Origin of the sequence: Gloeotrichia echinulata CP02 (assembly GCA_038087035.1) — a bacterium.
Lineage (GTDB): Bacteria > Cyanobacteriota > Cyanobacteriia > Cyanobacteriales > Nostocaceae > Gloeotrichia > Gloeotrichia echinulata.
In genome coordinates, this window is sequence record CP051187.1 from 1,906,146 (window position 1) to 1,932,749 (window position 26,604).

A 26,604-nucleotide genomic window follows, 5' to 3' on the forward strand; every position below is an offset into this window, starting at 1 on the left:
CGAACTCACGTCTTATTAAGACGATTTTGAGTATTTTAGCTGATTGACAAAATGCTCTTTATCTTAATCTTTCACCGATGCTGGATTCTGCACGGCGTTGAGAATTAGCTTAATTTTTGCCTCCAATTCAGCAATTTTATCGATCAATATTTGATTGTCAGAAATTACTGACGAAGGTTTCAATCTGCGGATACCCTGACCAAAGCCCATTAACGCGGGACGTTCAACGTAGGTAACACGGTGCAGCACCCGCCAAGCTTTGTTGGGTTTACCGGCTTGTGCTTGGCGCAAAGCTCTTGCTTCTTCGCCATTGCTGGCTAACCATTCTGGGTCAACCACGTAGTTAAAGAAGTCTTGGAAGTTTTGTGTGCTACCTTCGAGATAGAAACTCATAAACCGATAGCGATCAACTTTTTCCCCTGGCAGAATGGGTCTATCGTTGTAGTTAGTAATCCCTTTATGTTCCAGACCTCCCAAGTCTACATTCAACTGGAAACCCTTGCTGCGTGCTTCGGTTTTGCTCATGGTTTGGGTCAAGTTAACCGTTGCTTGGGCTGTTAATTCGGCAGCCATTCCAAAAGCCCCATATTTCCCTTCAAAACCATAACCTGCATTCATACTAAAGGAGCCGCCAATGGTATGCTCTACAGTGTTAGCAAAGCTTTGAGCTTCGGCATGAAGTCCACCGTCAGCATCCCAGACATAGGTATTGACAATATTGCGCTTACCCGCTCGGATTTGGATATCTTCCATCCGTTTTTGCCAGCCAGCAAAGCTGTCAGTAGCATGAACTCGTTGTTCTTGGTCGCTAATTTTGCTTTGGATTTCAGCCTGTTTCTTCTTGGTGGCGGTTTGTTGTTGCTTGGTGTTTGCTTCTATGCTGTCAAGTTTCTGGTTCAGTTTTTCTTGTTCAGCCTTTTTCTTTTCCTCTTCAGCTTTTTTCTTTTCCTCTTCAGTCATTGAGGTTTGTGGCTTGTCTTCTTCCCGATCTACTCCAATAATGTTCGGTGCTGCACCACTATCTATCTGCCGATCTAAAGCCCATTCATCAATCATACGCACGTTAAAGTTAGAGAAGTAAGATTCCCGTCGCTTATCTTCTGCTTCAATTTGGCGTTTAAGGTCATAAGCCTCTTGCAAACGATAGTAACTAGCAGGATAGAGGGAACCATACTGCGATCGCATTTCCGGAACGTGCTTGAAGAAGCGATCGCTGGTTGCACTACTCCCTGTTAACCCATCTAAGCTGCCGTTCATGGTGTATGCTGGATTGATCAAAAAGGTGATGGTGTTGACATCGGGGGGAATGCCATCAACGGGTTGAACTTGGTAGCCTACCATTTTACCACTGCGAGCAAGTCGGGTGACAAACATATCTGCTAATGCCGACACAACCAAAGCATAGCCCACATTTTTGGGAATGAATCGTTTACCTAAATGGGGGAATTTAGCGGATTCTTCCGTTGTCCCCCGCAATTCCAGTTTATCGGTCATGCTCAGGGATGAACTGGAGGCGATGCTACTCTCATTTTGGAATTGGTAGTTAAAATCAAAGTTGCCTTTGAAACCAGCACGGGCTACAGCTACTTTTGAACTAACGCTAACAATAACGCCTGCGCTGGTTGAAGCTTCCATATCCGCTCCGAGAAAAGTTTCCAAACTGCCACCCAAACCAGAGTCTTGCGATCGCTTCCAGCTAAATGTCACATCATCAGACATGGTTAATTCCACAGAAGTCGCGCCGTTATAGTCTTCTTCCAGGGTTAGGTTTTCACTGGGTATGGGGGGCGCACCTTCGATGTAACCTAATAAAGTCGGCGCAAACTGGGCATTACCAATCCATCTGAGTTCTAAAGCTTCAACGCGCTTGTCGGGTAGCAGGGTTGCGCCATTGGCAGTTGGATAAGCAAAAAACCGCCGCATGATGGCTACCTTCAGATTATCTTCGAGAGTAACGGTGCTATACTCGTTGGATACAAGGGCATCACTGACTAGGGGCAGGGTGTTGTCATATACAGTAATGGCTTTATGCACCGTGCCGTGATTGTTGCCAGCTAGGTCTAAGACTTTTTGGGTAGTCCCTTGTCCAGTGCCTTCTCGTTTGATTTCATTGAGGGGATAGTAAGCAACTAAATTCGCCTCGTTACCACTCAGGCGTTTATACATATCCGCCTGAATTTCTACTTGGGTACGGGCTTTGTTCCAAATGCGAACTTCGGCAATTTGACCTAGGAAAAAGTTTTTAGATACCGTTCCATTCTCGTGAATTGCACCAATCAGTACCGCAGTTGTGGTGTCTGCACTTTTACCTAGATTACCGCTTCCTGCTAGCTGTCCATTGATATAAAGTTTTACTATTGAGCCATCATAAGTAGCAACAACATGGCTATAAATCTCAGATGGAATGGTTTGTGAAGATGTAATTGTCCAAGGAGAAATATTATGACTGATGTTGATCGTGTTGTCTGGTTGTAACGAGAAGATATACCATCCAGTCGAACCACTATTCCATTTGGAAATAATTGCCCTGTTTTGTGAAGATAGAGAAGGCTTAATCCATGCTTCTAAGGTGTAACAATTGTTAGCAAATTGTAGTGCTGAGGGATTGCCTAGATTCACATAATCATTCACCCCATCAAACTTCATCACTGTATTTCCGGGGTTGCCAATGGGTGCAGTACAGCCCCACCAACTTGCACCAGAAACTGTGCCATTCTTTCCATTTCCAGAATTGTCGCGGATTGTGGTTCCTGTGGCTTCATTCAGGGGATAGTAAGCTAACAAACCCGGTTCGTTGCCACTGATTAGGGTTTTGCTATTGATGGCAATCTCATCATCAGTCAGGGCGATTCCCCAAATGCGGACTTCTGCTACTTTCCTGAATTGCTGATCATAATTTATATTGTTAGCGATCGCATAAACATCACTAATGCTTTTCAGGTTTGCATTCTTGATGTCTTTAACTTTTTTCTCGGCATTTTTGTATGCCTCGCTATTCTTATCAGCGATAGCCTTCAATGCCTCTTCTGAAGCAGTCAGGGCTTTAGCTTTAGTATCGCCAACTTTCTTACCGTCAATGTAAAACAGTGTAGTATTACCTTTACCGATTGCCGCGAGATGATGCCATCCTTGGGGTAATAACTCCAGATTGAAGCCGCTATCGTAAAAGTAATGTCCCAGGGGGTCATTGGTCAGAAAAATACCTAACTCTTTACCATCTTTGACGATAATGTGATGATCCGCTTTTTCCCCTGTGGTTAACGAATTATATTTCGATTTCCCTGGTTCAGGTAAAGGATAGACAAACCAGGCTTCAATTGTCCAGTCTGGGGGAAGAGCTAGGGCTTTATCTAACCTAACTATACTCTCGCGATTGCTAAAGTTCAGGCAAGCACGTTGAGCATCGGGAATCCACTGTTCAAAGGCGGCATTTTTCCCGTCCGCAGTCGCATCATAGTTAGTTTGCCGCATCCGCCCCTGGGTGTCGAAGTAACTCAGTTGCACGTTACCTTCACAAGTTTCGATGGCGTTCAGGCGACTGGCGGGTTGCACAAATCCAAGTAACGCGCCCTGGGTGACTAATCCTTTGCCATCTTTGGCAACTAGACGCATCGTTTGCGGTGTTTGCTGAGTACTACTGACTCCATTGATGAAGCCACCGTTTAAGTTGCTTATTTCACGTTGAATGGGAGCCAGTTCTTCAATGACTTTTGTGCGGCGATTTTCCCAAGTTGTTTTATTCTTTACTCCTTCCTCGATAATATTTATCAGTTTTGCCAACTCTAGTTCTTTGAGTCGCAGATTAGCTTGTTTACCATTCAAAGATTCGAGAAGGATTTCAACCTTCCCATTAATAGATTGTTCATCAACTTTAACCAATTTAAATTTTTCATGATCACTACCTTGTTGCCTAACCAATACTAATTGATATTGGTAAACATTAGCAGGTGCCAGTTTACATACTCCATTTGCTGCTCTAGCTTGGATATAATAGAAGCCTTGACCTGCATCAATCAATTTAAATTCACGGCGTTCTGGGTTTTGTTTTAAGTATGATTCATCCATCAGATGCATCATGCCTATCATGCCATCGTAATGGTTAGCAAATACACCCCAGAACATATACATCTCGTAACTCATGATTATTGCTTTATTTTTAATCACAAAACATCCATTATCTGCAGCAATGAAATTCCAGTGGAAATGAACCTTGTTAACTCGATTCAAAAAAACTAAACTATTTTTAAAATTATATGGTGAATCAACCCACGGTGTTAAAGCTAATCCAGTTGCTTTATTCTCTATATAACACCAATAATTCAAAGGATTATTCTTTTCTTTGTCATAGTTGCTTTGGTCTCTTTCATTTTGCTTTCGTAGCTCCTGTACTGTTTTACTGAGAGCATCTTTTTCAGTAATTGTGGCATTAAGATTATTGAGTTTTGCTAATTTATCCTCTAACTCTCGTTTTTCTTTGAGCAGAACCGCTTCCTGTTGCTCTTTTAATTCCAGTTGTTTCAATTTGACTGCCAATTCTGCCTGACTAGCCGCCAAAGGTGTTAAATTTACAACGTCTGTGAATTTAGCCTCAGTAATACTATCTGACAACAAGCGGATGCTATGCTTGCGAATCTCTAGCGATTTCCAAGTACCTTTAACATTAGCAATCTCAAAAGAACGTAACAAACTGACTCCATCAGGGATAGTAACGTTACATGAGACTCGATACCAACCGTTACCTGAGGTTTCAAATTCGTTCTGCACAGCCGAAATTGGCTTTTTCTCTTCGGCACTACGGCTACTTTTTCCCCAATAAGCGAGGGTGAAAATCTTGTTGCCTCTATTATCTGCATTGTTTAGATCGGTAAGATTAACTGGTTTTGAAGGTTCAAAATTAACCTTAAACTCAAAGCTTTCTTCGTAGGTTGCCCGTTCGCTGACAGCAAATAGCTCAGGATTACTATACTTAACTGCATCAGTTCCCCCTGTTAGTTTGCGGTTCAGAGTTGCAGCACTCACATAGGCATCCCCGTAGACAGTGCCGTCGTTGCCATTAACTGAAAAGTCAATAACTTTGCCTTCAGAGATGCCACCTAAGCGCCAATAACCCACTAACCCGACTTCTTTCCCAGTCAGTTGCAGGTACATATTATTTTTGATTTCTTCTGCGGTGCGGGCGACTTTCCAGATGCGAACCTCGGCAATTTGACCTTCAAAAGGGATTATTTTATCCCGACTATCACGCCCAATTCTGTGAGGAGTAACGGCACGTTTATCAGAAATTTCTCCAGAATGATTAATGTCAGCTACACCATCAACGTATGCGTATATTTTCTTGTTTTCCCGATCCCGGACAAAGCTGATGAAATGCCATTCATTATCTCTCAAATCTTTTGAACCGTATAGATCGGGTTGATTATTCCAGTAAAATCTCAGCTTGCCATTGAAAACTTCAAAATTTACATCAATTGACTGTGGTAGTTGATAGTCTCCCAGCAATATACCTCTATTCTTAGAATTTTTAGGTACTTTCACCCACATGGAAACGGTGAATGAACCAGAGAAAATTGAAAGTGGCTGAGATAGTTGAATATAATCATTATTGCCATCAAACACTACCCCACGACGCTTCTTAGATAACAGTTCCGCCTTGACGGCTTCTCCCGCAGCCCACTTGCGTTCAATCACAAAGTGGGTATTATCAATCTTCTGTACTGGATAGGTATTGTTATAGCCATCTGTGCCCACAATCTGCACTTCATCCCCATTGGCTAACCCATGATTGGGACAGCTAACTCGCAACTTGCCATCGGCTGTTTTTTCATAGGCGGTAATCATACCGTCAAATATTAACCCGCCAGCTTCTTGGTCTTCTTTTTCCCAATAGCCCAACCCGTTACCCGATGGTAAGTTAATTTCAAAGCTATTATTGTCTACTTTTGTAGTGCGATAAAGACCCCGGTAATCTCTTGTACTAGTAATTTTTACGAGGTCGCCATTTTTTAGTTCTGCGGCTGCGGTATTGGTAGATATTTTCACCAAATCCTCAGCTTTGTCTTTATCTGTTCCCTCTGCTAAACCCGTAATGATTCCTTGAGGCGGTGGTGTTTTATCACCAAAGGCTTTGATTTCATCCAAGGTATTCAAAGGTAAGAGAATTTCCCTTTGTTTGCTGCGAATAATGCTGCTTGTGGGTGTCTGATTTATTTGTGACAGGGTTCCATCTCCAGCAATAGCAAAACTGAATGCGGCAGTTCCTTTATCTGTGGGAATTGCTAACATTAATCTAGTTGCCGTTTTAATCAGTTGCATTTCCCCTGATTGGGTTTCTTGTTCCTGTTGTAAATCGTATTTGGTAGCAGCTAAACCGTTTGTGACAGTTACATTACTAATGTCCAAAGTTCGTTTAATTACTCCCGGAATATTGCGGGGAACGAGAGTATCATTTAATTCTTCAAAAATGCTGTAATCTTTGACATCAAATAACCCTTCTTCTGAGGCGCGAATTGTTGTCAATTCAACTTTCTGGGTTTGACTGTTGTAGGCAAAAATGTGCCAGCGATAAACATCATTTTCGATGGTGGGAACCAAGACAACAGAAAACCAGCCTTTTTGCAGATTATTAACTAAACAAAGTTCTGTGGTGGGTTGGTAGAAAAAGTTACCGTTGGCATCTCGAAAGTCTAAGGAGTCAATGTTGACGAGTCCATTAGACCCCTTATTCATGTTTTTCGTAGGTGTGTGCTTCTGCTTACTGCGCTTAAATCTTACTTCTAGCTTGCGGTTCAGCTTATTTGTCATCCCATCTAAAACAAAGCGATCTACCAACAGAGTATTGGACTTGGACTGACGGAAAACGTAAATGTGTCCTAGCGCAGAAACCAGTTGCACTGGGGCGACAGCAGATTTATCCTTAGTCTGGTAGAGCGATTTCAGAACAAATTTTTTTGTGTCATTCTGGTAGGTGAGTTCGGCTGTTTCTTTATCAATTACTGACTGGTCTTGTGTTGGTACTTCTTTATCTTTCTCTTTTTTAGTTTCATTGGGAAATTCTAGTTCTTGCCAATTCTCCCACCCAGTTCTCAAGTTTGCTGGCGTGTTGAGGTAACTATCTTCAAAACCATCCTGCTTGACTGTGTACCAAATCTTCCCATCGCCATCGGTAGCCAAGACGACTACTTTACCTTCATGAGCAATGCTATTGATGTGCTGGAGTTTTTCTTTGTTGAGCAACATTTCTCTGCCTCTTTCAACGTTAATAGCCAAGTATTTTTTCTACTCAATTTTTAGACGTTTCCCCACCCCAATTCCTGAATTTTTCGAGTTACGGGCACTTTTTTTCCCAAAAAAGAAAATTTAACCCCCACAACCCTTACGCCCCTTACCTTTCAGCCGCTACATAATTTTTCTCAATTACGAGCGAGCAGGGTAAAATGGAGAATCTAATATATTGAGTATTACAAAAAATATATTTTCAGTATGGTAAAGATTGGTATGAGAGAAATGGCATTGAGCCGAGATAGCTACATATTCGGAAATTGAGGCTGGAAGCAATACTGCGTAGGTTTTGCCCAAAAACCTTAACCCGCGTAGGTTGGGTTGAGGAACGTAGCAAGCTAGCCGTAGGCTAACCCAACATTTGGCGGGTTTGTTGGGTAACGCATTGCCTCAACCCAACCTACGATTTTCCTTAACCGAGCAGTATTGAGGCTGGAAGCGATTATCCTGCTTAGGTTTGGTAATTTGCTACTTCCTTGTACTTAAAACCGCTATAGACAACGAAAAATCAAGCCTTTTCAGCCACTATTTCCGTTTTCGTTCTTATCTCGGCTCAATCAATGCCATAGAGAAGTTGACCAAGCCAATTTTAGATTTTAGATTTTAGATTTTAGATTGTTTCGGTCCCTTGCAGCCCCCTTGTGGGCGGAACAAATCCAAAATCCCAAATCCAAAATCCTCGAGCAAGGTACCCTTGTGGTCGGGGTCAATCCAAAATCCAAAATCCAAAATCCAAAATCGATTGACGCATTTAATTTGCACTAAATTTAATGCTAGCAAATATAAAATGTAACATTTAATACGAAATTACTCCGCTCATCAGCCATACTACACCCACCCATTAGCAGAATTTATCTGGGGATCGCTTGCTGTATTCTTCACAGTTTGTTACAAAAGTATAAAGAACTTCTAGAGACCCAAAACCTCATGTTCGGCGGACTTACTGGTTTACAAGATCCTAAAAGCACAGATTGGGGAGAGCGGATGCTCAACACAGTCGCCAGCCAAACGATTCGCCACCTGTTTACCCAAAGCGAGTCAGTAGAAGTCTTTGTGCGCTGCTATCCCTCCAGTAAGCTCTTGCAAGGCAGCATTGATAGCTTTAAAATGAGCGGTCGTGGCTTGGTCATTCGGAGAGATTTCGCAGTAGAGGAGATGTCCTTTGAAACGGATGCTGTAGCGATTGACTTCGGCTCGGTTTTAAGTGGCAAACTGACTCTCAAGCAACCAACCCAGGCGATCGCCCAAGTGATATTATCAGAAGCAGGTATCAACCAGGCTTTTAAAGCAGAATTGGTCACAAAGCGGCTGCTTAATCTCTCCCTGCCAACTTTAACGGCATTATCTGGCGGTAAACCAGTCTCTTTCCCAGAGATTCAAGTAGAGCTATTGCCAGAGAATCGCCTGCGAATTTTAGCCAAGGCGGATTTAGACAATGGTGAACTTATACCGTTGAACATGATTGTCAGCATCGCCGTGGAACGACGGCGACGGGTTTCCTTTAAAGATCCTAAATTTGAACTTGATTCCATACCAGAAGCGCAACGGGAAATTTCCCAAACCTTGAGCGTAGCACTGGTAGAAATTTTGGATAATATGGTCGATTTAGATCGCTTTGACCTTGATGGGGTGAAAATGCGACTCAACCGTTTAGAAACTGAGGGTAAAACTTTAATTTTCAGTGGATATGCAGAGATTGAGCGTATACCACGTAGCTCTTAGGGGAACTCCAACAAATAAATTATCCCATCTTGTGGGCTGGGCATCCTGCCCCCCTTTGGCTACGGGAGAATTTGTGGTGCTGGCTGATAGATAAAGTAGGGGCGCAAGGCCTTTAAAGTAGGGTAGGGGCGCAAGGCCTTTAAAGTAGGGTAGGGGCGCAAGGCCTTTAAAGTAGGGTAGGGGCGCAAGGCCTTTAAAGTAGGGTAGGGGCGCAAGGCCTTTAAAGTAGGGTAGGGGCGCAAGGCCTTTAAAGTAGGGTAGGGGCGCAAGGCCTTGCGCCCCTACAAAGCTTACTGGGTAATCTTTTAATCCATTTCAATGGGTTTGGGCTTTGAGCCGGAAATTTATTTCTCGGCTCAAAACCTACGCAGTATTGGTATAACTCCTAACTCCTAACTCCTAACTCCTAATTGTTTATCTTCCCACACCTACATATTGGAATCCAGCCCGTACCATTGTTTCCGGGTCAAGGAAGTTGCGTCCGTCGATCATAACCGGGTGGATCATCAATTTTGCCATCTTAACGTAATCCAGATGGCTAAACTGTTGCCATTCGGTCACAAGTACCAAAGCATCGCAGCCGTCGGCTAGTCGTTCAGCATCGGTTTCTACCAGCACACCGGTCAGACCATGACGCATCCCTGTTTGGGAAATAATGGGGTCATATGCCTTAACTTTCGCACCCAATCTGTTGAGTTGCTCAATCAGCATAAGTGCTGGGGCGTCGCGCAAATCGTCGGTATCTGGCTTGAAGGTCAGACCGAGTAGTCCGACAGTTTTACCTTTGAGGATTTTCAGGGCTTGTTGGAGTTTTTCTAGGGCTATCAGGCGCTGGCGTTCGTTGACACTGACAGCGGCTTTCATGAGTTGAGCTTCATAGCCATAATCATCAGCGGTGTGAATTAACGCCGAGACATCTTTGGGGAAGCAGGAACCACCCCAACCAATACCCGCTTGTAAGAACTTGTTACCAATCCGGGAATCTAGACCGATGCCTTTTGCTACCTGAGTGACATCAGCACCAACGCGATCGCAAATATTTGCAACTTCGTTAATAAAACTAATTTTGGTTGCCAAAAACGCATTCGCTGCGTATTTGATCATCTCTGCTGAACTGAGGTCTGTTACCAGCACTGGTACGGGTGGTAAAGATTTGTCAGCAGCGAACTGGCGCTCGACAATTGGGGTATACAATTCTTTCATCAAGCCTGTTGCTCTTTGACTATTGCCCCCCAGGACAATGCGATCTGGGTTAAAGGTGTCATAAACAGCCGAACCTTCGCGCAAAAACTCTGGATTGCTGATGACATCAAAATCGGCTGCAATCTCTGGTAATTGATCATCGCTAGACACAGCACCAGCCGATACCAGTGTTTTTTTGCGTTCAGCAATGCCATCCAGAACAATCATCCTTACCCAGTCACCAGAGCCAATGGGTACTGTTGATTTATTGACAATCACCTTATAACCACCATTGAGATTTTCGCCGATGCTACGGGCTACAGCTTCAACATAACGGGTATCACTTTCACCAGTAGGCAAAGGTGGTGTGCCCACGGCAATAAACAGAATTTCTCCGTGGGCTACTCCTGCGGCGATATCTGTGGTAAATTCTATATTCTTGCTATTAATGGCAGACTGCATAATTTCCGAGAGTCCAGGCTCGAAAATTGGCGACTGCCCAGATTTCATTAATTTGACTTTTTCTTCGTTATTGTCTACACAAATGACGTTATGCCCAATATGAGCCAAGCAAGCACCTGTAACTAAACCAACATAACCAGTACCAATTACGCAAACACGCATTTTGTTTCACTCCTCATTTTTTGGGATATTGTTCAAACTGAAGTTGTCAGGACAACACTTTAATAAAGGCGAAAACGCCGCCATTTATAGCACCGACTATGAATAGGCCTAGCCTGCATCAAAAACAGGACTGATACTTTTAACCGAGACATTCTCCGACATTTGAGATATCGTGAACATCCAGTACAACATCACCAACTGAGTAAGTGTTGGTGGTATCCCACATTGCCTTGAGGAAAATCCCCACGGCTCCATTAAAATCTCGTGGTATTTCATAACCACAGGTAGGGCATTTAAAGTTCTTAGAACTACCAAGTTTTCTATGAACGTGACCGCATTTTGTGCAGGTCTTCGATGTATATTCTTCAGTTATTCTTACCAATTTGGAACCGTAGCGGTTACACAAATGTTCAAGGGTTTGAGAGAACTGATAGAATGCCCAGGTCATCATTGCTCCTTAACTCTCAGGAGACTGGCTCTTTGATATCACTTTTGATACGAGAGCGGAAGTCTTCTATAGTTAGTTTTAACCCTTCTTGCAGAGGAATAGTAGGTTCCCAATTTAACAAGGTTTTGGCTTTGGTGATATCGGGACGGCGACGACGGGGATCATCCGCAGGTAGGGGTTCAAAATTAATCTGTGCATCGGGATTGATCTGATTTTGTACTGCCTGCGCCAATTCTAAAATCGTATATTCATCAGGATTACCCAGATTCACAGGACCTACATAGTCACTATTCATCAGCCGGATAAATCCTTCCACTAGGTCGGAAACGTAGCAGAAGCTACGGGTTTGTGAACCGTCACCGTAGACTGTTAAGGGCTTTCCTCGCAGAGCTTGAACGATAAAATTGCTGACTACTCGGCCGTCGTTTTCTAACATCCGCGGACCATAGGTGTTGAAAATACGGACAACCCGAATATCGACTTTATTTTGTCTGTAGTAATCAAATGCCAAAGTCTCAGCAATTCGCTTACCTTCGTCGTAGCATGAACGTAGTCCAATCGGATTAACACTACCCCGATACTCTTCAGTTTGCGGATGAATTTCTGGATCACCATAAACTTCACTGGTGGAAGCTAAGAAAAACCTAGCTTTCACACGCTTTGCCAACCCCAACATGTTTAGGGTACCCATAACGTTAGTTTTAACGGTTTTGACTGGGTTGTATTGGTAATGTACTGGAGAAGCCGGACAAGCTAGATGATAAATTTGATCCACTTCTAACCGAATTGGCTCGGTGATATCGTGGCGGATCAGTTCAAAGTATGGATTGTTTATCCATTTGAGGATGTTCTGTTTATTCCCTGTATAAAAGTTGTCCAAGCAAATGATTTCATGCCCATCATTCATTAACCGTTCCATTAGATGGGAACCAATAAACCCAGCACCGCCCGTCACCAAAATTCTCATATTTTTCGAGTAATTGACAAATATTGTTAGTAGCTATTCCACTTGTTATTAGATTACTAGTCTAAGTACAAAAATCTACGAGTAACCGGGTTAATTACAACTTGGTTCTTGAATATACTAAACCTTTTCAGTAATGTCATACTTGATTGCTAGACAATTCATGTATAAAAATAACAAAAATCTCCGGAAAATTATAGTCTTTGAGTCCAAAATTCATCAAATCTTCAATAAGGTTAACTCTTTTTAGGGATATTTCCTTACAAAACGCTAAAAAGAAATAAAGTCCGTCTCGACGAGAGGCACTCCCATTGGCAGGTTAAGTTCAGGTATGGAAGATTACTTTAGCCCTACTAACGTATTTGTATCATTTTTAAACTATAATGGTATAATATTACATGTAGAGATTTTCAAGCAAGGGATTTGCAACAAATAAATTATCCAATCTTGTGGATTGGGTTTAAGCCCAACTCACAAGAAGTAGTTTCGACTCATACCCATGCTCAGACAGCAGCTGTAGTGTTGGGTATACTTGTTGGCAGAACTGCTGTGGGAGTGCGTTGGGGTTCTCCGAGCATGACGATAGAGCAAGTGAGTTGTCTAACTAACTGGGTTGTGACATCACTAACGGCTAAACCACCAGGGCTGGTACGATTAGGTATCAAGGGCAACACTACTAAATCATATAATCGTGCTGCTTGTAAAATGGCTTGGGCAGCGTTTTCATGAGCGATGATTTGAATTTCTGGTGGATTAGGCAAAGCCAATTTAGACACCAATAGGGAGAGATGCGATCGCCTAGCAGCGATTTTACTGGAACTAGTGCGGCGATCGCACACATTTAGCACTGTAACTTGGGCTTGGTTTGCCTCTGCCAACATTTGGGCTAATTGTACAGGCTGCAAAGCTGGTGCCATCAAATTTTCCACTGGAACTAAGATGCGCTGAATTTTTTTCGGTGAATCTACTAAGCGTGTTACCGCTACTGGACAATGGGAAGCCCAAAGCACGTTATCGATGACATTACCAAATAAACGCGCTCTCAATCCAGTACGTTTACCCCAACCCATGACAATCAAATTAGCTTTTTGTTCACGAGATGCGCGACTAATACCCTGAGCGAAAGCATCATCAATTCGCAGCAATGGGTCTGCTTGTACGCCCAATAGTTGGCTGAATTTCGTGGCTTTTGCGAGTAACCGTTCACTTCGCTGCACAGAGGCTTCTAACTCCGGCGCATCCATGTGAGCAGCAGCAGTAGCTATAGCTAACGGAATAATTCTGCCATTTGCTTGATGTGCTAATAATCCTGCCATTTCAATCAAATACTGCTGGGTCTGAGGATTGTAAACAGGTACTACGATAGTAAAATCACTGTGAGTTTCCTCTCTTAATTGTTCAGACTGGGTTGTTGAGCCTTGTTCTTCTGCTGGTGGCGAACTCAAACCAACAGCTACCCGACTGGTAATCAACGGTCCCAAGGTGGATGTCACCAGCATTAAAACAATGACGGTGTTTAATACCTCTGGTGGAAACAACCCAGACCGATAACTAATTAACGCTACTGCTAAAGTCGTATCTACTTGGGGAATTGACAGCGACCACATCGTTAGCATTTCTTGCCAATTATAGTGGTACACCAGTTTTGCAAACATTGCAGCGATCAATTTGCTAGCCAGCAAACCAAACACAATCAACAGCGTTAACTTCAGGGTGATAATGCTTTTGAGAAAGGCAGGTAGATCAATCAGTAAGCCTAAGTCAACAAAGAAAATCGGAATAAATAATACACTACCAACAAACACCACCTTTTCTTTGACTGGCCCTTCCCCTAGAGCTTCATTGACTGCTAAACCCGCTAAAAAGGCGCCAATAATTTTTTCCACCCCAATCAATTGGGCACCTACAGCAGCGAGAAATACCGAAAGCAGCACAAATAAAAATTGGTTTCCCTCATCGCCTCCAGACCGCCGGAAAAATTCTTTACCAGCCCAATCAAAGCCCACCAAAATCACAACGGAGTAAATTGTTAACCAACCCGATAACGTGAGTATCTTGGCGACATTGAATGCTCCAGCATGGGTAGCGGATAGACACAGGCTTAATAACAGTAGTGCGCCAACATCATTAAAAATCTTGGCACCGATAGTAACACTGACGGCCTGGTTGTTGACTACTGCCAAACGACTAATAATGGGATATGCCAGAAGGGTATGGGAAGCTAATAAAGACCCAATTAATATCGATGTAATCCAGTCAAAGCCAAAAATTCTCCCTCCTAAGCTACCCAGTGCTAGGGGGATAGTGAAACTGAGACTACTAAACCCGAAGGAGTGATTTGTTCGGCGACGGAACTGCTCTAGATCAACTTCTAGCCCCGCTACAAACATCAAGTAAACTAACCCAATATCTGATAGTAGGTGAATCATAGGTAATTCTGCCTGGAATAAATTCCAACCAGATGGGCCAAGTACTACCCCAGAAAAAACCAAACCCACTAATCCTGGTAGTCTTAGCCGCTCAAATAGAATGGGTATAACTAAGATAACTACCAGCAAAATGGCAAAGGGAACAATTGGTTCCTTACCGAGAACTTGGGATGTCGGTTCCAGCGCCAGAACTTGTGATATGAGTTCCATAGGTAGGACTTGAAAGGGCGATGGTGAAGCGGCGATTACTCAAGGAGCAATCGCGTGAGCGATATAAACATAAAAGTCACCCTGACGAAAATAAAAAAATCTGAACTTACACTACCTAGGCAATTGTCTAGGAACTAACTACCTATGGATGGATTTGACTCAATATGAATCGTAGGCGATCGTAGTCATCTTTCAACAGTACACTTAGAGTACGTCCAGCCTTGATGAGCCATTGTCGGTCAGCTTTGCGTAACTGATAGACATCTCGAATCGCAGCTGCAGTCAAAGAATCTATTGGCGCACCGTTGATCGAAAGCAGTGTCCGCAAAAAATCTAGTTCTTCGGTAAACTTAACAATTGCTTCTGGCTCACACCGATAAACTGCTTGATGAATTTGCGGGGGACGTGGTGGTAGATACTGATATAGCCTAGGGTTAGAACCTCTACTATGAGACGGCTGCTCAAATCCCACGATCGCCGCACGGAATTCTGATTTGAGCATGGCAAATATTTGGGGTTGTTCCTCTCGTAAATCCTGCAAAGACATCCCCAAAGCCACAGCCCGATGTACAGAATCTATAGGCGAAGTAGTGGCATAATATACCACAGCATAAACGTGATTGCCTGATTCTTCATCCATAGAACGAACCCAACTACCAAAAGGAGGCATTGGGGGAAAACTCAAGTCTTCCGGTTCCAAACATTGTGCCAGAAATTCGGTAGTAGTCGTTTCGATTACCTCCCCAATATGATCAGGGTGGCGATCGCCAGTGGCAAACTGTGGTAGAGGAAGGCGCATAGTAGTTAGAAGTTAGGAGTGGGTAGGGGCGGGTTAACGAGTAAATCTGTGGGTAGACTACATTCAAAATAAACCCGCCTGTACAGGAGGCGCGGAGTGAGGAGTTATCAGTTATGCTCTTCACTGCTAACCGCAACTCCTCACGCCTCACTCTTCACTAAAATTTATTTGCCTTTTTTCTTCCCTGTGGTCTCCACTACTTCCAATTCCGGTAAGCGAAAGGTAACTAATTTATCCCAGTTACCACCTTCAAACAGTACGGCTACCTTACCATCACTTACCCGTTGCACGAGTCCTTCATATCGATAATAGGTATCTGCGGGATTCTTGACGCGAACAGTTGCTCCAGGCAGAATCATGATTTGTCTCCTCGCTTATTTCCTCTTAATAGCTTAATACTTGTCAGTTGTCCTTTGTCAGTTGTCCTTTACTAACTGACCCATGACCCATGACTTACGAATAATACTTCTGCCGTTGACGGAAGTTTGCCACGGATTCTACTATTCCCAAAGAAATGAAGTTTGTCAGCATGGCAGAACGGCCGTAACTCATCCAGGGTAAGGGAATTCCTGCCACTGGTGCTAAACCAACGGTCATACCAACGTTAACAATTAGCTGAAAGACGATCATGGACAACACACCAATCGCCAACAACGAGCCAAAGTTATCTTTGGCGGTTTGAGCTACATGCAGTAAACGCAAGCAAATTAAGCAGAAGATAAATAATACTACCAAACACCCAATAAAACCGAATTCTTCGCCGACGGCGGAGAAAATAAAGTCTGTATGTTGTTCGGGTACGAAGTTCAGTTGGGTCATCGGACCCTTGAATAGACCCCATCCCCAAACTTCACCAGCACCAATAGCGATGCGAGATTGAATGAGGTGATATCCAGCACCGAGGGGGTCATGATCGGGGTTGATAAATACAGTGATCCGGTTTTTTTGATACTCTTTCAACAAATGGTTCCAGGCGAAAACTCCTAATTCACCACCCAGCATGTTGAGAGCGAATGAGCCTAGGCCGCTGAGGCCAAATCGCCGCCAGGGGAGAGTCTGCCAGCCTAAAATACCCATTGCCACAGCCCAAACTATGCCTAAGGGAGTGAAATATAGTTCTTTGAACAGAACTATAGGCTCTGCTAAGGGCCAAGATGTACTAAATAAAATGGCAGCTATTACCGGAGAAATCAACAGTATCAACCAGCCTGGGTTGGCATTTGCCCAATAGAGCATTCCAATCACAATCGCGCCATATACCAGTGATGTTGCCAAATCTGGTTGCAAAAATATCAATCCCCAAGGAAGAGCCGTGATTGCCAGGAGGCGGATTACACTGTCAAGAGAGGAAGCTGTGCGCTTGTGTAATAAAGCTGCTAAGGTAATAATCATGCCTATCTTGGCAAATTCTGAGGGTTGCACGTTGAAACCCGCAATATTAATCCACCGTTGTGCGCCTTTAGCGCTACTACCAACGAGCATTACGGCAATGAGACTGACGTTGGTCAGAGCATATATTACCCAGTGCCACTGCAGTAGGGATTCGTAACGGCTGCGTGCTATAAATAACGCAATTACACTGCCAATACCAGCTACCGCCCAGTGCCACCACCAGTCAGTTACTGGCTGGTTCAGTTCCGTACTCAGGATCATCAGGCCGCCAAAGAAGCTGACACCAACAGTTAAGCAAAATAGTAGCCAATCTATTTGCTGCCAGGGTTTAAACCAATTCTTCCAGCGAATTTTCGGGAGCGAACGTTTTAACAACATTGTGCGAGTTTAGACAGTAGTTATTAGATTTTAAATTTAGTCTCTACTAAAAATCTGTATTCCCAGGCTATAGCCAAGGAACCAGATAAAAATTTAATTTTCTTATGTCAGGGCAGCAACCGATACTTTACCTGCTATTGTGAGGGCGATCGCTGTTAATGCTTTGGCTGAGGCTGAATCTGGCTGGCCAACGACGATGGGGATACCGTTATCACCACCAACTCTAGTGGAAATCTCTAGGGGTACGCACCCCAATAAGGGTACTCCTAACTCAGTAGCTGTTTTCTGTCCACCACCAGAACCAAAAATGTCATACTGCTTATCTGGCAGATCGGGTGGAATAAAATAGCTCATATTTTCCACTATCCCCAATACCGGTACGTTCATCTGCTGAAACATCCGCAATCCCTTGCGGGAATCTAGCAAAGCTACGGTTTGCGGTGTAGTTACAATCACTGCGCCTGCCATTGGGACTGCTTGTGTTAAAGTTAACTGAGCATCTCCCGTACCCGGTGGCATATCGACAATTAAATAGTCGAGTTCGCCCCATTCTACTTGATAGAGAAACTGGCGGATTACTCCATTTAGCATTGGTCCGCGCCAAATCACTGGTTGATCTCGGTCAATCAAAAAGCCCATTGAGACTAATTTGACGCCGTGATTAAAAGCTGGTTCGAGTATGTCACCTTTGTCGCTAGAGCGGACGGCAATTTCAGCATCCGTCAGCCCCAGCATGGTGGGGTCATTGGGTCCATAAATATCGGCATCAAGTAAACCGACTTTTGCCCCTGTTTGTGCTAAGGCCACCGCTACATTCACTGCCACTGTACTTTTACCAACGCCGCCTTTGCCACTGGAAACAGCAATAATATTTTTGACACCAGTAATGCCAGTACGGTCAGGTAAGCTTTTCTGTTGGGGTGTTTCTGCTGTCACTTCAACACTAATATCAGTCACACCAGGGAGTTTCTTAACAGCCAGCTTACAATCTTCGACGATAAATTCGCGTAAGGGACAGGCGGGTGTGGTCAACACCAACGTGAAGCTAACCTTACCGCCGTCAATTTTAACGTTGCGAATCATATTCAGTTCTACCAGACTTTTTTGCAGTTCTGGATCTTGTACTGGTCGCAACACTTCTAGGACAGAGCGGGAATCGAGGACATCGTACATAGTGTTTTCACTTTACCGCCGTAACAAGAATTAACTTTTTTTCAAAATCATCTACATTAAGATCTTAACTTTCTTTAGGTATGGGAGATTTGTCATTTGTCATTTGTCATTTGTCATTTGTCTCCACTCCCCCATCCCCAGTCCCTAATCCCCAGTCCCCAGTCCCCAGCGATGCACTGAGCTTGCCGAAGTGTCCCTAATCCCCAGTCCCCAGTCCCCAGCGATGCACTGAGCTTGCCGAAGTGTCCCCAGTCCCTAAGATGTGATTCAGAGATTTTTTCTGAGATACCGCTTGTAATGCAGCCTTTTCTACGGCCTCAACTAATGAGCGTGCGACACGATCAGCATAAGGACGGGACAAGGGCCAGATCAAAGGCGATAACCAACCGCGTAGGTTCACAGAATAAGATAAACAAGTGCCACATACTGTTGACTCTACTTTGTAAGTGACTCGTTCTTCTATGCCAGGAATCGCTAACACTCGGATACTCAGCATTTCTCGGTGATTGACCCGCTCCACAAAAATTTGAATTGGTATTGGCGAAAAGCGTGTCATCGCCTGGAAAATCAAACCGGGTTTGGGCACTAATCCATAGGGAACGTTAGTACTCTTGAGTAGTGGATGCCATGAAACGTCTGTTAAGTCAACTACTTGTTGCCAAAGTTCATCTACAGACGCTGAACTAATCTCTCGATAGGTTCGCACTAGAGAAGCGCAAAATCGACGACGTTTCCGATGGATAAATTTGGATAACCAACCTCGCATTTGCCTAATCCTCTTCGGTACAAACATTTTGTCGATTTTGAATGGTAGCTTGATTTCCGCCGTGGTCTGTTAGTTGCTTTTTTTTGACTACCAATCTGTTACTTTTCTTAACTTTTTTTTTACCAATCCGCGAATAAATCGGCTTTCTGGTATCGTAATGTATATATGCTATTAGGATTTCAAGCAAAACTACACAAAAGCAAAACTACACAAAGGTAAAAGCCCAAAGGTAAGAACGTTAATAACTAGTTCCTGTTTTATTAACAATAACTAAATTTTATTAAGTTTCTTGACCAGAAGAATTAGACATCCACATTCTGGTAACGTTATCTTATATGCTACTAGGATTTAAAACACATACTCAGCGCCGACGCTTACAGGTAGAAGCAAGGAGAAAATGGTAGCAATTGTTAGCATTTTCGGATCGGATTTCAATGCTTCTTTTTGTTGGCTCTGATTGCTCAGAAATTTTTTAATAAAAATGTCTGGCTGTAAAAATTGTAATTTAGGTTCGGGAATCTATGCTGACCAATTCACAAACCCCTACTCTGATAGCAGAATCATCTAAGTTCTTACCGCCTACTGACGCCCAGACTAGGGTTAGTCAGTTTATGCAACAATTGCAAGACGAAATTACTCAAGCGTTGTCTCAACTGGATGGGGCTGCTAAATTCCATGAAGATAGTTGGAAACGCCCAGAAGGGGGTGGAGGTCGATCGCGTATTTTGCGTGATGGCGCAATCTTTGAACAAGCAGGTGTAAATTTTTCTGAGGTTTGGGGTTCCCATTTGCCCCCTTCGATTCTAGCCCAACGGCCAGAAGCCGCCGGACATGGCTTTTATGCTACAGGGACTTCACTGGTGTTACATCCTCGCAGCCCCTATATACCTACAGTCCACCTAAATTATCGCTATTTTGAAGCAGGTCCAGTGTGGTGGTTTGGTGGTGGCGCTGATTTGACACCATACTACCCCTTTGCTGAAGATGCAGCCCATTTCCATAAAACATTTAAACAGGCTTGTGACCGACACCACAGTGAATATTATCCGGTATTTAAACGCTGGTGTGATGAGTATTTTTACCTGAAACATCGTGGCGAGATGCGGGGTGTTGGTGGGATATTTTTGGATTACCAAGATGGTCAAGGTGCTATATATCGCGGTCCTGAGCCGAATGGCGAAGCGGCTAATTATAGCAATCAAGTGGGAACGCTAGAGCAACGTAGTTGGGAAGATTTATTTGCCTTGGTGCAAGACTGCGGCCGAGCCTTTTTGCCAGCCTACGTACCAATTGTAAACCGGCGCGAGGGCATCGAATATGGCGATCGCGAACGGAATTTTCAACTTTATCGTCGGGGTAGGTATGTAGAATTTAACTTGGTATATGACCGAGGTACTATTTTTGGTCTACAAACCAACGGACGCACAGAATCAATTCTCATGTCCCTACCACCCTTGGTGCGCTGGGAATACGGTTATCAACCAGAACCCAATTCCCCCGAAGCACAGTTGTATGAAATCTTCCTGAAGCCTCAAGATTGGATTAACTGGACAACCAATAAAAGTGCTTAGGGCTGAATCCTGATTTATGAATTGACACTCCCACGGCTAAAAGCCGATGGGATTCTTGTTTCATTCAGTCCACTTACCATGATTAGTTTCCCAATCATGCCAGAGGTGGGTCTGTCCGCAAGCTTTTTACTCCATTACAGAAGCCAGATCCGGTATGCCCTACCGTACTGTTTCGACCAAAACCTTGGTTTTCTGGTACTTGTTGCTTGTTGGCGAAGCCTTCCCGAAGGGTAGATTTTACCTGTGCAAGCATTCCTGCACAGAACCCCCTATCTTTAGTTTTCAAGGTGCGATGCCTTTCGGCTCTGGGTTTTTTAAGTGGTTAAATACCCTGACCACTATAATCAAGATACCACATAAATAGGTATCTTGATATGCCCAAGCCTGAGATTTTTATAACTTTTCGTGTAACAGAGGCAGAAAAAGAATTGCTCAAGCAATACTGCGATCAAGAAGGCAGAACCCAAACAGACATTTTGCGGGAATTGATTAGAGGACTAAGACGGCGGCTAAAGCCGCACTCTTTGCATCCCACCCCTTAAGGACGCAGCAGACTGAAAATTTTTCGGATTTTCAGTCTGCTGCTGGTGGGCTTTCTGCTCCAACACTTGTAATTGTTAAAGCAGTGTAAAGCACCAAATTCTGCGGTGCTTTACGGCAAATAATCTAAATTTATGACCAAAATTAGGCATTAGCTTGCGGCGTAACACAATGCTAGTCAAACGGGAGCAAGATCCACACCGATTTTTGCCTACCCTGGAGAATTTAATGTTTACTTTATAAATGACGTTTGAGTGGTAAATAAAACTCCACAAATCTACCTACAAGGATAAACTCAGTCTGTTTTGTGTCGGCTTGATTGTCTGCATCTTAATGCCTCATTTTTTGATTTTCTTAACTTATGACTCGTGTCTTGCTCCTCAGCACGATTTTGGTGGGTTAAAATACTAAAGGTAAGCACTTAGAAAAAAAGTGACAATTTAAGCTGGAGCTTGTTAATCTCAAGTATCAGCACTGCATAATTTTGTTAGTGGTGAGTTAACTAATGGTCATACCAGTGACGGGAAAATCGAGATTCCTAGAACAGGAAATCGCAGACCTTACCAGTAACAGTCTAAATACAGTAGCAGTTCATTTTGATAGAAGTGCCACACGGAGGCTTAGTGATTCAGATAGAGCAACAAACCTATACAACCCAAGACGGTAATACCGTTATTGTCTTGACACCAGCAGGACGTCTAGACATCACCACAGCTTGGCAATTTCGCCTGAAGTTACAAGAGTGTATTTCTAAACTCAGCCGTCACGTAGTGGTGAATCTCGGCCAGGTCAATTTTATTGATAGTTCTGGTCTGACTTCTTTGGTAGCTGGGATGCGTGATGCTGATAAAGTTAAGGGTAGCTTCCGTATTTGTAATGTACATCCAGAAGCCAAACTCGTGTTTGAAGTGACCATGATGGATACGGTATTTGAAATTTTTGAAACAGAGGAGGAAGCTTTAGAAGGTGTACCCCGTAGTATTGCTAGCTAACAAAAGTGTTGAGTCCTGAATTTTGAGTTCTGAGTTTTAAGGATAGGACATAAGGAGAACGGGATAGTAAATTGGCTGATTTTTTACTTGATACTCAGCACTTTGCACTCAGGATTCAGTATTGGTGTAGCTTGGTGTAGCTATAAAGTCCTAAAATAGCTCCCCAAGTGGTTTTTTCAGTCACAGATGCATTGTCAATTACCTGGTCTGGTGCAAAAACCTCAACTTGGCAAAGTAGCCTTTAAGGGACAGCTTTCCTCAGTTGACAATAAAATAGAGATAATATAGAAAAATATTGACGATCTTTTGTTGCTAAAAACCAGTAATTCATGTAAAATAATGAATTATCTCAAATTCCTTCGCGTCCTTTGCGTCTTTGTGGTTCATTGCTTTACCCAGCAAAGTTTGTCTGGTGGACTACTAGACTTGTCTAGGATTTATATAGCAGAATAAAGATACGTCGCCCTTAACATTTTCTTTGTGAATAACGTCCGTACCGTCTCTGATACAAAGCGAACATTTTACACCCTTCACACCCGCCCAATCAACACGATTTATCGTCGGGTAGTGGAAGAGTTGATGGTGGAAATGCATCTGCTGTCAGTCAATAACGATTTTAGCTACAATTCAATTTATGCCTTGGGCGTTGTCACAACCTTTGACCGCTTCATGCAAGGCTACCAACCAGAACAGGATCAAGAATCAATTTTTAACGCCATCATTCGTGCTGTAGAGCAAGACCCGCAACGCTACAGACAGGATGCTGAACGATTGCAAGCCGTAGCGAAAAGTTTGCCCATCTCTGATTTAATTGGGTGGCTGAGTCAAAGTACTCAGTTACATCAAGATGACGAATTACAAGCACAACTGCAGGCGATCGCTAACGATCCTAACTTTAAATACAGTCGCTTATTAGCAATTGGTTTATTCTCGTTATTAGAAGCGTCAGATCCAGAATTAGTCAAAAACGAAAAGCAACGTAATGCGGCTCTAAAAACGATTGCTACAGGTTTGCATCTGTCTGATGAAAAACTCAGCAAAGATTTAGACCTATACCGTTCTAACCTAGACAAGATAGAACAAGCATTGGTGGTAATGGCAGATATTCTGTCAGCTGATCGCAAAAAACGTGAACAGCGCAAACAACAAACTACCCCAGTCGCTCCTCCTGGTGCCAACGAATAGTCTATAAGGGACTGGGGATTGGGGATTGGGGATTGGGGACTAGAAAGAATATTTTCTACTCACCCATCCCCCAATTTTTTATCTTTGAGGAGCAGTATTAGGGTTTGTGTTTCCCGGTGCTACAGGCGCTTGGGGAAGTGGTACATTGGGAACCACGGGAGCAACCCCAGGATTGACAGGACTGACGCCTGCTCCTGGTGCGGTGGGGAAGGGAGCTTGGTAGGGGTTAAAATTTCCTTGGGGATTGGCGCCAGGAACTGGTATGGTGTTGGGTATATTTGGTATTGGTGCTGCACCAGGGTTAGTTGGGAAAGCGGGCGCCACAGGCTGGTTTGAGGTCGGCGATGGTTCAGAAGATCCTGGTATAATGCCCAAAGACACGCGATCGCCTCCCACTTGTCGCAACAAATCCAATGTCTCGATCACATCATTGTAAGTTGCTGTCCGTGACGCATTTAGCACCAAAACCCCAGTAGGATTTTGTTGGACATACTCCTTTAACCTCTGGGCTAACTGATCCCGTGTTACCTGGTCTTTTTCCACAAAAGTTTTACCCACAGCATCGATAGTCACAGGTAAAATATTACTTTTACCCTGCTGTGAACTGATATTAGATGATGTACCTGTGCTGGCTTTGGGTAAATCAACATTAATTGCTTGTTGGCGAGTGAATTGCAAACCTGCCAACAAAAAAAATGTCAGAATACAAAAAACGACATCAATTAATGGAATGATTTGAATTTGGACTTCTTCGACTGGACTCTGTAGATTAACTTTCATCGTCTGACCTTAACACCTGCTTTGGGGGTTGAATTCTGGAAACGAGATCAAGGGGACAAGGGAAATTGTTCCCTTGTCGGTTTCCCGGTCTCCAAGTCCAGTGTTAACTATTGTTCAGGAGATTGGGGTTCCTCCAAAGTTTCCGCTGGAGGCTCGGAAAACTTGTTTTTACCACGTTTACGGGGTGGAGTAAAACTTTCTTGTGAGGGTGGTCGCACGATAATCGATGTACTATTACTAAAATCAGGCGGCGACTGACGGTAGATTAACTCCAAATCATTCCCGGCTTTACGGAAAACTTTGACTTGGTTGACAACAAAACTCTGAAATAGGCGGTAAAATACCAAACTAACAATAGCAACGATTAGTCCACTTGCCGTACTAATTAAGGATTCACCAATCCCTGTAGTCACTCCAGCTGCAGATTCGGTGCCCAAATCGCCAATGCGAATCGCTCGCAGAGACTGAATTAAGCCCAAAACCGTACCCAACAACCCCAACAGTGGCGCCAGAGCTATCACAGATTCTAAAAGTTTTTCGCCCCGTCGCATTCCTGCTAACTCATCTTCCGCTGTTGACTCTAGGGCCAGTCGAAAAGTTTCCGGATCATTCTTTTGTAGGCGTAGGGGAGCGTAGAGAAAACGTCCAATTGGCTGATTAGTTGCTTGATTTGCAGTTTCCGCTGCTGCTTCCCAACGATTATCATAAGCAGCATCGAGGACACTATTGACTATTTCCTTTTCCTGGGTCAACATTCGCAACCAGAACCACAGACGCTCAAAAATTACACTTAACGACAGAATCGACAGCGCCAGCAGAGGCCACATCGCTGGACCGCCCTTGTGAAAAAGATCTAAAATATCCACTGTTTAGGTTTCCTCCCTCCATTTCTAGAGCAACTATCCCAGAGCATTTTAATTCTAGAGATTAATGGACCAACATACTCAGGTGCAGGGGCACAGGTCAGGTATTTGGTTATAAACTACGAGTAGCATCATCCAGACTAACTTGGGCGGTTATTCCCACCGGGAGTTTAGAACATAATTTGCCAAAATAAAAGGTAACTGGAGGCTTAAAAAATGAACTTCTCAATCCAATCACTTTACACCTGGTATCGCGATTTGCTTCGTAACCCAAAGTACCGTTGGTGGATAATTTTGGGAACCATAGTCTATTTAATCAGTCCCATTGATATTGCCCCAGATTTTATACCTATTGTGGGACAAATAGATGATGTTTTCCTGTTGACCCTGTTGGTTACTGAAGTGTCTGGACTAGTGATTGATGGCTGGAAAGTCCGCAAAGGTAATGTGGATACCACAGCCCCAAATGCTCCCGATGATTCTACCTCCACCGCAAATACTATCGATGTTGATGGCATTTCTGTCAAGTAATGTTGCGAACAATATAAGATTTTAAATTTCCCCTGCTGTGGAAGTGGGGGAGATTTTTTTTAACGCAGAGGAACACGGAGGAAAGCGCGGAGGGACGCAGAGAAAGACCCTACTAGTGTGCCATCTGGATAATTCCTCTAAATTTACACATAATATGGTATAATAAAGGGCAATTATACCATATTGTGTCAAAGTTTAAGATATGTGATGCTTGCAGCAAGCTTTGCTATCGCAGCCATAACGAAACTTCAGCGGTAAAAATATGGAAGCTAGTTTGTATGAGACGGATTTTTATCGGTGGACGATAGAACAGTCCGAACGGTTGCGTCTTGGTCAGTTTAACGAACTGGATCTAGCAAATTTAGCTGAGGAAATTGCATCTTTGGGGAGACAGGAAAGACGAGAACTAGAAAATCGGTTGGGTGTTTTGATTGGACATTTGCTCAAATGGGAATATCAGCCAGAAAAGCGCACGCGAAGTTGGCAGGTGACAATTAATACCCAAAGGCGCGAGATTCAAAAGCTTTTGGGAGATAATCCCAGTCTGAAATCATACTTAGATCTAGCAGCAATAGAAGGTTTTGTGTCAGGATTAGATTTGATGCTGGCTGAAACATCCATCAAGAAAAAAGTATTACCTTCTGACTGTCCTTATACAATTGGGCAGATTTTTGATTCCAGTTTTCCTGTTGGTATGGAAACAGAATTTGATTGATACGGTTGTCATTTGTCATTTGTTATTTGTCATTTGTTATTTGTCATTTGTCATTTGTCATT

At 43.5% G+C, this 26,604-nt stretch carries 21 protein-coding genes; 7 read left to right on the forward strand and 14 right to left on the reverse strand.

Annotation, left to right across the window (positions count from 1 at the left end):
- Window positions 1-63: 63 nt before the first annotated feature.
- A complete protein-coding gene (locus tag HEQ19_08425; GenBank protein ID WYM03310.2) occupies window positions 64-7,266 on the reverse strand; it encodes a LamG-like jellyroll fold domain-containing protein in 7,203 nt (2,400 codons plus the stop codon).
- Window positions 7,267-8,205: 939 nt separating this feature from the next.
- On the opposite strand from HEQ19_08425, the gene HEQ19_08430 reads away from it, so the two are divergent.
- Window positions 8,206-9,000, forward strand: a complete 795-nt coding sequence (locus tag HEQ19_08430; protein WYM03311.2) for a DUF2993 domain-containing protein — start codon at window positions 8,206-8,208, stop codon at window positions 8,998-9,000.
- 414 nt (window positions 9,001-9,414) lie between these two features.
- On the opposite strand, the gene HEQ19_08435 is transcribed toward HEQ19_08430, so the two are convergent.
- The 10 genes from HEQ19_08435 to HEQ19_08480 all read right to left on the reverse strand — a co-directional run bounded on the left by HEQ19_08435 (window position 9,415) and on the right by HEQ19_08480 (window position 19,552).
- Entirely contained in the window at window positions 9,415-10,806 is a 1,392-nt protein-coding gene (locus HEQ19_08435; GenBank protein ID WYL99550.1) for a UDP-glucose/GDP-mannose dehydrogenase family protein, read from the reverse strand.
- A 139-nt stretch (window positions 10,807-10,945) separates the two neighbouring features.
- Window positions 10,946-11,257 carry a transposase gene (locus HEQ19_08440; GenBank protein WZI67144.1) on the reverse strand — a complete coding sequence of 104 codons (312 nt, stop codon included), beginning with the start codon at window positions 11,255-11,257 and terminating at the stop codon, window positions 10,946-10,948.
- Window positions 11,258-11,270: 13 nt separating this feature from the next.
- The gene (locus HEQ19_08445; protein ID WYL99551.1) at window positions 11,271-12,221 is read right to left on the reverse strand and encodes a UDP-glucuronic acid decarboxylase family protein; all 951 of its coding nucleotides are present in this window, start codon (window positions 12,219-12,221) and stop codon (window positions 11,271-11,273) included.
- A 500-nt stretch (window positions 12,222-12,721) separates the two neighbouring features.
- Complete coding sequence (locus tag HEQ19_08450; protein ID WYL99552.1) at window positions 12,722-14,857, reverse strand: cation:proton antiporter; 2,136 nt, start codon at window positions 14,855-14,857, stop codon at window positions 12,722-12,724.
- Between the two features lie 142 nt (window positions 14,858-14,999).
- Window positions 15,000-15,656, reverse strand: a complete 657-nt coding sequence (locus tag HEQ19_08455) for an HAS-barrel domain-containing protein (protein WYL99553.1) — start codon at window positions 15,654-15,656, stop codon at window positions 15,000-15,002.
- A gap of 164 nt (window positions 15,657-15,820) precedes the next feature.
- The gene (locus tag HEQ19_08460; GenBank protein WYL99554.1) at window positions 15,821-16,015 is read right to left on the reverse strand and encodes an NAD(P)H dehydrogenase subunit NdhS; all 195 of its coding nucleotides are present in this window, start codon (window positions 16,013-16,015) and stop codon (window positions 15,821-15,823) included.
- 94 nt (window positions 16,016-16,109) lie between these two features.
- Complete coding sequence (rodA, locus tag HEQ19_08465) at window positions 16,110-17,426, reverse strand: rod shape-determining protein RodA (GenBank protein ID WYL99555.1); 1,317 nt, start codon at window positions 17,424-17,426, stop codon at window positions 16,110-16,112.
- A 102-nt stretch (window positions 17,427-17,528) separates the two neighbouring features.
- The gene (locus HEQ19_08470; GenBank protein ID WYL99556.1) at window positions 17,529-18,599 is read right to left on the reverse strand and encodes an Mrp/NBP35 family ATP-binding protein; all 1,071 of its coding nucleotides are present in this window, start codon (window positions 18,597-18,599) and stop codon (window positions 17,529-17,531) included.
- A gap of 196 nt (window positions 18,600-18,795) precedes the next feature.
- Window positions 18,796-19,365 (reverse strand): SRPBCC family protein, encoded by a 570-nt coding sequence (locus tag HEQ19_08475; protein ID WYL99557.1) that lies wholly within the window; start codon window positions 19,363-19,365, stop codon window positions 18,796-18,798.
- 4 nt (window positions 19,366-19,369) lie between these two features.
- Entirely contained in the window at window positions 19,370-19,552 is a 183-nt protein-coding gene (locus tag HEQ19_08480; GenBank protein ID WYL99558.1) for a hypothetical protein, read from the reverse strand.
- 334 nt (window positions 19,553-19,886) lie between these two features.
- On the opposite strand from HEQ19_08480, the gene hemF reads away from it, so the two are divergent.
- The gene (hemF, locus tag HEQ19_08485) at window positions 19,887-20,936 is read left to right on the forward strand and encodes an oxygen-dependent coproporphyrinogen oxidase (GenBank protein ID WYL99559.1); all 1,050 of its coding nucleotides are present in this window, start codon (window positions 19,887-19,889) and stop codon (window positions 20,934-20,936) included.
- A 94-nt stretch (window positions 20,937-21,030) separates the two neighbouring features.
- Here the strand turns inward: hemF and HEQ19_08490 are convergent, their stop codons facing one another.
- Entirely contained in the window at window positions 21,031-21,222 is a 192-nt protein-coding gene (locus HEQ19_08490) for a hypothetical protein (GenBank protein ID WYL99560.1), read from the reverse strand.
- A gap of 88 nt (window positions 21,223-21,310) precedes the next feature.
- Here HEQ19_08490 and HEQ19_08495 point away from each other — a divergent pair, with 88 nt between their 5' ends.
- The 3 genes from HEQ19_08495 to psb29 all read left to right on the forward strand — a co-directional run bounded on the left by HEQ19_08495 (window position 21,311) and on the right by psb29 (window position 23,653).
- Complete coding sequence (locus tag HEQ19_08495; protein WYL99561.1) at window positions 21,311-21,478, forward strand: ribbon-helix-helix protein, CopG family; 168 nt, start codon at window positions 21,311-21,313, stop codon at window positions 21,476-21,478.
- A gap of 621 nt (window positions 21,479-22,099) precedes the next feature.
- Window positions 22,100-22,468, forward strand: a complete 369-nt coding sequence (locus HEQ19_08500) for an STAS domain-containing protein (GenBank protein ID WYM03312.1) — start codon at window positions 22,100-22,102, stop codon at window positions 22,466-22,468.
- A gap of 480 nt (window positions 22,469-22,948) precedes the next feature.
- A complete protein-coding gene (gene psb29 / locus HEQ19_08505) occupies window positions 22,949-23,653 on the forward strand; it encodes a photosystem II biogenesis protein Psp29 (GenBank protein WYL99562.1) in 705 nt (234 codons plus the stop codon).
- Between the two features lie 78 nt (window positions 23,654-23,731).
- On the opposite strand, the gene HEQ19_08510 is transcribed toward psb29, so the two are convergent.
- The gene (locus HEQ19_08510) at window positions 23,732-24,433 is read right to left on the reverse strand and encodes a biopolymer transporter ExbD (protein ID WYL99563.1); all 702 of its coding nucleotides are present in this window, start codon (window positions 24,431-24,433) and stop codon (window positions 23,732-23,734) included.
- 107 nt (window positions 24,434-24,540) lie between these two features.
- Window positions 24,541-25,299 (reverse strand): MotA/TolQ/ExbB proton channel family protein, encoded by a 759-nt coding sequence (locus HEQ19_08515; protein WYL99564.1) that lies wholly within the window; start codon window positions 25,297-25,299, stop codon window positions 24,541-24,543.
- 213 nt (window positions 25,300-25,512) lie between these two features.
- Here HEQ19_08515 and HEQ19_08520 point away from each other — a divergent pair, with 213 nt between their 5' ends.
- A complete protein-coding gene (locus tag HEQ19_08520) occupies window positions 25,513-25,827 on the forward strand; it encodes a YkvA family protein (protein WYL99565.1) in 315 nt (104 codons plus the stop codon).
- A 262-nt stretch (window positions 25,828-26,089) separates the two neighbouring features.
- Window positions 26,090-26,542, forward strand: coding sequence for a DUF29 domain-containing protein (locus tag HEQ19_08525; GenBank protein ID WYL99566.1), 453 nt, complete (start codon window positions 26,090-26,092; stop codon window positions 26,540-26,542).
- The last annotated feature ends 62 nt before the right edge of the window (window positions 26,543-26,604 follow it).